This window comes from Photobacterium marinum (assembly GCF_000331515.1).
Classification (GTDB): Bacteria; Pseudomonadota; Gammaproteobacteria; order Enterobacterales; family Vibrionaceae; genus Photobacterium; species Photobacterium marinum.
Genome location: NZ_AMZO01000034.1, coordinates 45,348 through 56,613 on the forward strand (window position 1 = coordinate 45,348; position 11,266 = coordinate 56,613).

The 11,266-nt window shown below is 43.3% G+C and carries 7 protein-coding genes and 1 CRISPR repeat array; of the genes, 4 read left to right on the forward strand and 3 right to left on the reverse strand.

Translation table 11 applies throughout. The features are described from left to right. From C942_RS20280 to cas2, 3 genes are read left to right on the forward strand one after another with little or no spacing between them, the layout of a single operon-like run. Entirely contained in the window at nt 1-2,046 is a 2,046-nt protein-coding gene (locus tag C942_RS20280; protein ID WP_007469741.1) for a hypothetical protein, read from the forward strand. Beyond that, nucleotides 2,047-4,797 (forward strand): CRISPR-associated endonuclease Cas1, encoded by a 2,751-nt coding sequence (gene cas1 / locus C942_RS20285; protein ID WP_007469744.1) that lies wholly within the window; start codon nt 2,047-2,049, stop codon nt 4,795-4,797. 1 nt (nt 4,798) lies between these two features. Further along, nucleotides 4,799-5,089, forward strand: a complete 291-nt coding sequence (gene cas2 / locus C942_RS20290; protein WP_007469746.1) for a CRISPR-associated endonuclease Cas2 — start codon at nt 4,799-4,801, stop codon at nt 5,087-5,089. Nucleotides 5,090-5,330: 241 nt separating this feature from the next. Beyond that, nucleotides 5,331-6,203: direct repeats of the CRISPR family, unit length 35 nt; unit sequence GTTGCAGCATCATTTGCCGTTAAGGCAGTAGAAAC. Nucleotides 6,204-6,361: 158 nt separating this feature from the next. Here cas2 and C942_RS20295 read toward each other — a convergent pair. Next, nucleotides 6,362-8,248, reverse strand: a complete 1,887-nt coding sequence (locus C942_RS20295) for a hypothetical protein (protein WP_007469754.1) — start codon at nt 8,246-8,248, stop codon at nt 6,362-6,364. Between the two features lie 718 nt (nt 8,249-8,966). Between C942_RS20295 and ylqF the strand changes: the two genes are divergently transcribed. Then, nucleotides 8,967-9,917, forward strand: coding sequence for a ribosome biogenesis GTPase YlqF (gene ylqF, locus C942_RS20300; RefSeq protein ID WP_007469756.1), 951 nt, complete (start codon nt 8,967-8,969; stop codon nt 9,915-9,917). An 82-nt stretch (nt 9,918-9,999) separates the two neighbouring features. Here ylqF and C942_RS20305 read toward each other — a convergent pair whose 3' ends face one another. Both C942_RS20305 and C942_RS20310 read right to left on the reverse strand, forming a co-directional pair. Further along, nucleotides 10,000-10,686: a hypothetical protein gene (locus C942_RS20305; protein ID WP_007469758.1), complete on the reverse strand. Its 687-nt coding sequence runs from the start codon at nt 10,684-10,686 to the stop codon at nt 10,000-10,002. Between the two features lie 91 nt (nt 10,687-10,777). Further along, on the reverse strand, nt 10,778-11,209 hold the full coding sequence (locus C942_RS20310) for a c-type cytochrome (protein ID WP_036801318.1): 432 nt from the start codon (nt 11,207-11,209) through the stop codon (nt 10,778-10,780). Nucleotides 11,210-11,266 lie beyond the last annotated feature (57 nt).

Below are 11,266 nucleotides of genomic sequence, written 5' to 3' on the forward strand. Positions count from 1 at the left end.
ATGAGCAAGAGATCGATTCTAATCGTCACCATCGGCAATACAGATATCAAAGTACTGGCCAAAACGAAAGCTGGCAAAACTATATTAAAAAACACCAACGACAGGTCACGTAGTTACCTGGAAAAAAATGACCATATAAAAAAAGCAACCAATGGCACAGGTGATTACATTTTAAATGAAAATACCATTACCTGGAACAACGACCTCAGCAATCTGGATTACCTGGAGGCAAAACCTGGTTTTGTGGACTTTGAAGACATAGAGAGAAAACCATGTGTCCACTGCAAAAACAAAAGCACTTTACCAACGACAGAACTTATCGCAGACGAGGATAACCGAATTCAATTAGTCGCGAGTAAACTATTGCCACTTGTTGAACACATCAAACAAGCAGAGGATATCGACTTACCTAAATTGGTCATGGTGCTAAATACAGATCGCCCTGAATTAGACGATAAATCTCTGCGGCAGAAAGAACCCTACATGTTTGGGTCACTGCTTACCCGTTGGCTATGTGAGCAATTTAATTTAAGTTATGTTGGGCAATTAGCACTGCCGTCCGTTCCATCAGAGCAACATGCATTCTACGAGTCCTGTACCAAAGAAACGCTGAAGAGTTGGCAACATGCCGCCCCTGAAGGTATAGGCTTCTTTGTAAATTATCTCGATGGTGATCAACTGGCTGAAGGCCATTGTAAAGATGACCCGGTGTTGCGCCTGGCACTAACCCGTATTCAGGCCTGTATTCAGGCCGCCACTGAGACTTATCCTGATAGCAATATCATATACTCACCGGGTGGCGGGTTTGCCAAATTTAAACCACAAATCGAAGCCATTTGCGAACTCTATACCAGCAAGGTTTACAGCTGGCATGAACCTGAAGCAGAGCTAAGTGACAACAAACCTGGCGAAGCCCTTTCCGACACCCATAAATTCCCGAGTCCGGATGTTTCCTACCGCGCCCGTAAACAATGCATCACTCTAATTAAAAATGGCAACTTTCAGGGTGCAGCGGCTATCGCAGCGTTCTTTACCGACAGCAAAAACAAAAATCTGTGTGATAAAAACTGGGCCGCAGCCATTACCGAGGCCTCTCTCTGGTTACAGGGCCGCAGTGGTCTGGAAGCCCTGCACCAAAGCGTGAAAAAAGCACAAAACACCGCAGTTCAAAACAGCACTAAGCCCATACTGCCGTTTAAACAAGAAAGTGAGATGCCCAATACCCTGTGGGCAGCCTTCCGGGTAGAAGCCGCGCTGCGCCAGGGTAATATTCAGGATGCAATCCGTTTTTGCTGCGATATTAGCGATATTGCACTTCAGGACTTGGTTGGCTGTATGCAAAGTCCAGCCAACTACGAATTAAAGCCACCAGTAAAAATAGATAGCAAACAAGACAAGAACAATAAAGGGAAGAAAAAAGCAGCCAAATTTATAAGCTTGCCGCTAGCAAAAGAACATACCTCCTATACTGATGCGCTTACAACATTAATTAGCGACCAAGGACACTCCAAAAAGACAAGCATTCAAAAAATACTCACAAAAGAGGGTAATCTAGAACTGAACACTAATATAAAGCCAAGGGAAAACAGTGATCTTGTCGGTAGTCTGGCACTGAATATTGTTTGTGAATTGCGCCAAGCAGCAGCCCAAAGCTCGGTAACACTTAAAGACCTAAGCCAATCACATCCTCTTCAAATGTTTGAGATCAAGCTAAACGAACCATTAGAAGGAAGAGGAACTCCACGGCACTACCGCAACCAAATCACTCACGGTTTTATGTCGGAGACCGAAACCAATAACGCAGAGCAGGCTTTTATTGACAGCAAACTATGGGCCGAGAAAGACTGCAATACCCGATTTTTACAACAGCCGCTGATCATGGATTTGTATTGCAGCTTCCACTTGCCGGATGCGCAAAATCAACCTCTTGCTGAGCTTTACCGACACTTTACCGACACGCTGATCGCCATACTGCGCAATGCCCCTGTTGATTTTGAACCTAAAAGCGACATCCCAGAACAAAAAGAACCTGTCATGGAGCGCTAAATGAGCCTGTACCCATTGCAAATCTATGCCGTTTCGCTGCAATTTACCGCAGACACCGTGTTACCGTTTTTTCATCAGCCGATTGTCAGCGGCTTTTTGCGTACCCTTTTAGCTATTCCTGATGAAGTGCAAAACCGCCTTCGTATTCACACCCCAGAATCCGGCCGTGTGTTTTACTCAGCTGGCGAACATTACCGTTTTTATCTTTTCACCCTAAACCTTAACGATGACTACCTTGGCTTTCTGTTTGAGCAGTTACAACAACTGCCACACAGCGCAGAAAAAGCAGGCTGCCGGGGAAAATTATCTACAAACTTTAACCTACTTAGTATTACCGACGGTCTAAGCGGCCGGGAACTCTACTACCCACAGGCAGCTTGCACCATCGATCACCAATCTGTTTTAAGTGAAGCAGAGCAGTGGAAAAAGTATGCCAATGAGCACAAACGGCTGACGCTTCGCTTACTCAGCCCTTTGCGATTGAAGCCAGAAAATGGCAAGCGCCTGTGCCGGCAAGGCCAGGACCTCAGCTCAGGGTTGGTGCTTAACCGTAGTTTTGATGCCTATGCCTCAGTGTGTGATACGCTCGGGTGCGGACGACCACAAAGAAAGAGCACCCCGGCACATGGAGAGATGATAACCAACCTACACTGGAGTGATTGCACCTATACAACCCCAAGCGAACAAGTTCGGCAAATGGGCGGCCTGTTAGGTAATATTACCTTAGATTGCAATAAATATGATTACAACACATGGGTCTACCTGGTGCTGGGGCAATATATCGGCCTAGGCCAAAACCGCAACTTCGGATTTGGCCGCTATCGGCTGGTAGGTGAAAACGGCGAAACCGCCCTACCCGATATGCCCAGGGCACAAACCTTAACGAACACCATTTTCAACTACCCTAACCTTGAACAGGCCTGGCTGCTCGAAAGCAAAAAGCTGCCGAAAAAACTTCACCAATCCTTACCTCATGAAGATTTTGACCAACTTTATGAGCAGTTACATCAAGGAAACTACCAGACCGGTTTATTAACCCCAAGGCTACTTGAAAAACCGGGGCAAAAACGCCGCTTGTTACTTTTGCCACCTTTTATAGATAAAGTGGCACATAAATGCCTAAGTCGGTGGTTAGCCACTTCGCTTGATACCTTGTATAGCGCCAATAGCTACGGTTATCGCAAAGGCTACTCTCGGCTGACAGCGAAAGACAGGATCAGCTACCTGCTCAGTCAGGGCTATAAATGGGTTGTCGACGCCGATATCAAAGCATTTTTTGCCAGCATTGATCGCCAACAAGTAGCGGCTCGCCTACAAGCCCTATACGGTGATGATACACTCTGGCCAATTTTGGATAAGATGCTGAACGCCGCAATCGACCCAAACAGTGAATTGCCGCTTGAATTATCAATCAGCGGTCTTAACCTTGGCAACTCACTAAGCCCAATATTAGCCAACCTGATGCTTGATCACTTTGATGATGTGATCCGCGAACACAAACTGGAACTGGTTCGATACGCTGATGACTTTCTTATCTTGTGCCGTGAGCAACAACAGGCAAATCATGCAAAAGACTTCGTCGAACAACTATTGCATAGTCAGGCTCTTAGCCTTAATCCGAGAAAAACACGGGTTACACACGTCAACAAAGGCTTTCGTTTTTTGGGGTACCTTTTTATCAATGATCTGGTTATTGCCGTTAAACACGCAGAAGAAGCAAAAACACCTGAGCCCCCCTTACTACCGCCGTCCGAAAGCCAGTGCTATTTTGCCTCTCAACAACAGACGATCTGTATTACCGGTGAGCCCGCATATATTAATTGTCAGGGGAAAAGACTACACATCCAACAACATAATCAAGTTCAAGCAAAGCTCCCCTTCGCCCACATCCACACTTTGATCTTATTTGGTAACCACCATATAACCACACCAGCACTCAAGCGGCTGATGAAAACCGGTATCAGTGTGCACTTTGCCAATCAGTTTGGAAAACACACCGGAGTCGCCGCCGCGTTAAATCTCAGCCCGGAGTTACACCTGATCCAAGCCGCCAAATTAACCAACACGGAAAACCGTCTGCATTTTGCAAAAAAACTGGTCTATGCAAAAATCGAAAATCAGATTCAAGTGCTAAACCAGCGCCTACAACCGACAGAAGAGTTAAAGCAAACACAACATAGCTTGAAAAACGCAACGACCTTGAAGCAGTGTCTGGGCTACGAAGGCTGCGCCAGTAAAGCCTACTATCAGGCTCTGGCTCATTGCCTTCCTGAAGGCTTCCTGTTTAATGGCCGGATCAAGCGCAATCCTCCTGATCCAGTCAACAGCATGCTTTCTTACGGTTACAGCATGCTATACAGTCATATTGATTCCTTGCTTCGCGCCGCAGGCTTATACCCTACATTAGGAGGATACCACCAGGGCCGCGGACAGCACGCAGCATTGGCAAGTGATTTGATGGAGCCGTTTCGCTTTATTGTTGAACGAACCATGCTCACCGCGCTAAACCGCCATCAATTAAAACCAGATCATTTTATGACCAAAGAAGGACAATGCCGCTTAACAGATGCTGCTCGTAAAACATGGAGCAAACTATTGCTGGATGGGCTTCAACGACCGAATTACCACGAAGGCGGAAAAAGCTACAGCGTACTGGATGCCGCTAATCAGCAGAACAGCCACTTCATCCGTTGGCTTCGTAGTGAGTCCACCACTTTTGAACCATGGTCATTAAAACAGGTAAGGAGATAACATGGCCCTGATCTACGTCGTTTGTTTTGACATCGAAGATGATAAGCTGCGCCGACAGGTAGGTGATGAACTACTTGGCTATGGTGAACGGGTACAGTACTCTGTATTCGAAATTAAACTCAGCAATTCAAGCACACTGAAAAAGCTAAAAGCAGAGCTGAAAGCACTGGCTGAACACTATGAAGGAAGTGTTGATATCCGGTTTTACTACCTGAATGAAATAACGCTGGAAAAAAGTACAACGCTGGATAACAAGCCAGTAGCCCGCTTTCCCAGCGCAATAATTCTTTAAGGAAGAACATAAAGGCCCAGGCTGAACCTAGTTCATACTTTCACCGACATAGCTTTTTTATGGGAAATCAAACGGTTACAATAAATCAATGCATGGAGATTCAGCCGTTCTTTAAAATCATAGACTTAATGCTTTTTTTGAGGGCTATATCCCATAAATCACCAGCATTGATTGTTAACCTCAAAGGGTTCAGCCAAATCGCCGCTACAGGCATTGAAATATAAGGGCTAAAAAAGATACAGTTGCAGCATCATTTGCCGTTAAGGCAGTAGAAACCTAGCGCTTCATAAAGATCGCTTGATGGATAGAAGTTGCAGCATCATTTGCCGTTAAGGCAGTAGAAACGTTGCAACCAGCCATGAACTCCTCTTTTGACATTTTGTTGCAGCATCATTTGCCGTTAAGGCAGTAGAAACTATTTTGATAAACCGTAAAATCTCGTTTTTACTTTGTTGCAGCATCATTTGCCGTTAAGGCAGTAGAAACATGTGTTCTGTATCTAAACTTTTTTCTCCATTAGTTGCAGCATCATTTGCCGTTAAGGCAGTAGAAACAATAACGCAAATATTTAACCTAAAAACAAATCAACGTTGCAGCATCATTTGCCGTTAAGGCAGTAGAAACGTTTGAACAAAGGCTGGGTAACCAACATGCCAGCGGTTGCAGCATCATTTGCCGTTAAGGCAGTAGAAACAACTTATTGCAGTAACAACTCCCATATCTTGCATGAGTTGCAGCATCATTTGCCGTTAAGGCAGTAGAAACAATATTTGCATATAATAATCGCTCTGTTATGAAAGTTGCAGCATCATTTGCCGTTAAGGCAGTAGAAACTTAGCCTAATTTTATTTATTTCGTTGTACACATCAGGTTGCAGCATCATTTGCCGTTAAGGCAGTAGAAACTAAAGGCTAAACCCTGCATGTCCGTGAGGAGCTGTTGCAGCATCATTTGCCGTTAAGGCAGTAGAAACCATTTGCAATAAAGTTTACATTTCCGATATGTGCGTTGCAGCATCATTTGCCGTTAAGGCAGTAGAAACTTTGCATTTAGTGCATTTACTAAGATAGATGTATTTTGTTGCAGCATCATTTGCCGTTAAGGCAGTAGAAACTAATGCACTGTTTGTAGCACTATCCCTGGCTTTGGTTGCAGCATCATTTGCCGTTAAAGCTTTTAGCTGAAAGCTAAAAAACAATTAATTGCCAGATTTTAAGTTTGCTTTGAACAAAAAAAGGGACGATTACGTCCCCTTTTTGCATCTCATGTTTGTTATACCAAACTATTGATCCACATAATTCCAGCTTCTATCCGAAGCCACACCATATTAGTAGATAAAACAGACAGTAAAATACCTACCGCTATACCCGCCTTTGTAATAACTGGAAAAGGTTTTGAATTACTATATGCCCGTCCTATATACCAAGACGTAATAGCAAACACAAGACCAATAACCGTCCAGTGCCAATCACGACTAAAAAAGCTGATCGGCATTCCATCATATAGCATGGTCATCTCAAGAAAGTTTGTGCCAAAAACCCCGGTCAAAAAGATAAATGCAGTCCCAAATGTGGCAATAATCTGCATTTTCCTGTTATGTTCTTTCTGAGCTGCCAACTGCTGTTCTTGTTGTTCCTGCTGTTCTTGCTGATATTTTGCCGCCTTTTGCGCATTCAGCATGATAATATAGTTTTTATAGTCAGCTAAATCTTCAGCTAATAGCCTATGATATTCAGCCAGCCTGAAAACGTCACTCCAGCCACGATATGACTCGTTATGTCGGCTCACTACACTAATATCAACAACTCTATGATTTATCCTATATTTAAGAAGTTTTGCCTGCTGAGCTTCCAATCTGCTAAGTAGCATTTCATCTTCGCCACCTTCACGTACCGTAAAACGATTTTGTACCTCATATAAAAAATAATACTCGGAGTAGGCAAACATCATAACGGCAAAATACAATTGGCCTTCTTTGTTAATAAAGTTTTGATGAAACCCCCTATCATTATCAACGGCATTATTCGGATTCACCAACAAGCATCCCCCTTCACGGCTTGCACAGTGATAAATATCATGATCTCCAAAATAACTTACCATCGGTTTATCTGACAGGTAATTCACGGATTCCCTGCGACAGACAAGGGCCTGCAGGCGATTAATATAATCTTGTTTAAGTTGGCTCCAGCAGGGGTCTTCAGCAATTGATAACTGGCTATATACTAATGGGCGCGTATCGGTATGCCACTGTTTATCCAATAATTCTAAGCCCAAAAAACTTCTAACAATGTCGAGCCAGGTGGTCAATATACGGGAATCACCGTTTTTTAAGGCAGAGAGAGTAATCAGTTTTGCCTGCTTATTTCTATACTGCATACGATATAGTTGGTGATTAATCAGCGCGATATCTTCAACTGTTAGTGAATAATAGGCTACCACTTTACGGTTTACAGCATCCCAAGCAACAATTTGATGGAACTTAAATGTCACTACCAGCATTGATACACCGGTTTCAAAGTGTAACACCTCTAATTGATGGATCGACAACTTCAGGTAATATTCCCAATTAAGGAGTTCTTGATATGGAAAATAATCCTGTGGACTTTTCAATTTCATCATGAGTTCAACATTGCGCAACATTGTGGCTGCCGAGTCTGCCAATTGTAATATTGGCTTAACCGGGCCATCGTCTTTAGCCATTTCCAGTTGCTCAAAAATGGCTGGGTGTATCCCTTCACTTCCCTTCAGTAATTTACCCGTTTGCCAAATCCTATCCGGTATATTTTTTACACAAGCTTTTATACAATCAGGTAAATGCTGGGCAACATCTATAGCACTGACTGATTGTATTTTATTATAGCTTGCAACGGTATTTTCTTTTGTATGACCATCGTTATAGGCGAGCTTAATATCAAAATGAGAATTTAATACCATCCGTACTAAATTAGCATGCTTGTTTCCATCATATTGTGCCAAAGGCACTTGTAATCCCCTGGGTCTCTTTAAAGCAAGGAATCTCTGCCTGATTAACAGTTTATCTGGCTCGGGTAATGAATATAGCCAAGGTTCAATATCCTCAATACTCTGCGGTAAATCTGGTAACCCCTTTTTTTGATTTACCGTCAATGTACCCAAATAACGTTCAAGTTGTTCATCCATGTCTACACCTCGCTGTTTTTCCTTTTATAACAGCAAGTATCCTGGCAAACTAAACACTGGCTAGCATTTCTTGTTTTATTATTTAATTACAATATGGTTATTTACATCATGATAAGTATTCCTCACTGACTTGTATTGTGTATTTCAAATTAAATAACACAGAAGGTTGCTTGGAAAACCAACAAAAGCAAGAAAGACTATTACTGTTTAATCAATCACCATCGTGAGTTGTAAGAAACGTTTTGTTGGTGCCTCAACATTGCAATCTTAAACACTAAGCTAATTGCGAATCACTCCTAAACACCTTACAAGGTATTTAAAGACATCACCACACAACCAGGCCATCATCGAATAAAATGCATGGCAAGTTTACTTGACCTAAAAAACAGGATGATAAAGCTCTCCAAATCAGAAGTACTACATGCTAATTCAATTAGCTCATTAATGTTGAAAGCTCCCCTATGGCTATGTAGGGCTCTACTGTATAAGCTATCGATCTACTAAAGTGATTTATGTCTCACTCTCAGTACGTTAAACTCAACTCCAAATTCTTAATCTAACTATTCGTAATCAGTGGTGACATGGTGCCTTATACAGCACGCACAATATGCCTTAATCCGTCACCGGTGATTAACCCTGTTTCGTTAGCCTGCGCTTTCAATGCCCCAAGGGGTATCTCATATAGCGAGGCTTTGACAAAGAAAGAGTTATAAATCAGATGAGTAACACAATTCAGTGGTTCCCGGGCCACATGCATAAAGCTCGTAAAGAGATCGAAGAAGTACTGCCAAAGATCGATGTGATTATTGAGGTACTTGATGCACGTATTCCTTTCAGTAGTGAAAATCCGCTGATCAAAACCTTCCGTGAAAAAAATGATAAGCCGGTTGTTAAAGTACTGAACAAACGCGATCTGGCCGATCCGGAAATGACACAAATGTGGATTGAACACCTTGAAAAAGAGCAAGGTGTTAAAGCAATTGCGATCACCACTGAAAATGTTAATGAAGTTCATAAGATCATGGATCTTTGTCGTAAGCTTGCCCCTCACCGTGAAGAAATGGGCAAAAACATTCGTACCATGATCATGGGCATCCCAAACGTAGGTAAATCTACCATCATTAATACCCTTGCTGGTCGTACTGTTGCGGTAACTGGCAACCAGCCTGCGGTAACCCGTCAACAGCAACGTATTAACCTGCAAAACGGTATTGTGCTGTCTGATACCCCGGGGATCCTATGGCCGAAAGTTGAAAACCCGCACAGTGGTTTCCGTCTGGCCGCTACCGGTGCAGTTAAAGATACTGCGATGGATTACATAGATGTGGCCTTCTTTACTGTCGAATACCTGAAAGAGGCTTATCCGGAACTGATCAAAGCCCGTTACAACCTGGACAACGAACTACCGGAAACTGAAATTGAGCTGATGGAAGAGATTGGCCGCAAGCGTGGCTGTCTGAAAGCCGGTGGCCGTGTAGACATGCATAAAGCGTCTGAAATTCTGATCAACGAGCTTCGTAACGGTACTCTGGGCCACATCACGATGGAACGTCCAGAAATGATCACTCAGGAACTAATCGACGTTGCTATTGAAGCAGAGCGAAAAGCTGAAGAAAAAGCGCGTAACAAAGAAGAGCGTCGTAAGCGTTATCTACGTAATAAGCGCTAATCGCAAGTCGCCTCACACAAAATAGCCGAAAGCCAGTCATTGTGACTGGCTTTTTACGTTGGGCACTACGACAAGGATGCCCTTACTTAATTTTAAGTTGTTCCATATTAAGCTTGTGGCCAAGGTACTGAACATCAACTGTTGCATAGCCCAGGTTTACCGCTTCAAACTGCTTACTCAGCTCACGAGCATGCTGGGCATCTTTCGCCAGCATAGATACCAAATAAATCGGACGAACCTGACCATCACTGAATCTCTGAGTATTAAGGTATGAAGAAGTCACTACACCGCCCTGGTTCAAGCTAATGACCCGCTGTAAATCGATCCCCAGTACACGATCCATCTCAAGGCTGCTGACATTCTGGTTCCAGGTGAAGGTCACACCATAATTATTATTGATTGGTGTGTTATCCAGCCACTTGGCACCCAATGGTTTGATATTGGATATTTTCACCAATTCTTTTTTATACATTGGTAAATCGGCGAGTTTCTCTTTAACAGCTTTCTCGCTTTCTGCTTCGATAACAAAGCGTAATATCTGAATTGGCTTTCCATCTAACTGACTCTCAACCAAGTACATATCCTTTACTTCGCCCTTTTGAATCAGTACACCAAACGCAGCACGCTGCTCAGCCATGGTATCCAATACTTCCTCTGCATTGTTGGTGTTCCACTCCAAAGCAACGCCAAAATCTGCCGCTGATACGGATGCACTGAAAAAGCCCAATGCTGCCGCAATTACCATCGAAGTTCTCTGGTTTACTTTCATTATCTTTTCCTTCTCTTATTGAGTTCGGCTAATAGTTATATTCGAGTTGTGTAATACGATTTTGTTGAGCAACTAAACCGCGATTGAATATTTACCAACGTGAACGGTAGCTTCGGTGACAGCTCCTGCAGGTGTCCGAAGCCATCTCCAAACCGGCTTCAGCATCTGATTTATTCAGTGAAGTGCTTGCCTTGTATAAAGCCTTGAAACCCTGTTCCATTTGCTTCAGCAAACGCTGGAATTTATCCGGGTTATCCCATATTGCAGGCTTTGCTTTACTGCCCTCTTCACTCCCTTCAGGAAACGAAGACATCAAAATCTGGCTATGTTCCATTAACTCAGCTCCAATCAATTTGATGCTCAGCCAGTCTTTCTGATTACTATCCAGTTTCTCTTCTGCCTGCTCGAGTTTTGTTTCTATAGCTGAAAACGCCTGCTGTCTGGCCTGAATTTCATTGGCGAAATCCTGAGCCATACTGGTAAGCGGCATGATCAACAAGATTGTCGTAGCTAGTCTTTTCACTTGTTCTCCAATCATTCCTTATTGACTTCTACCCAACAAATTTACACAGCAATAGTT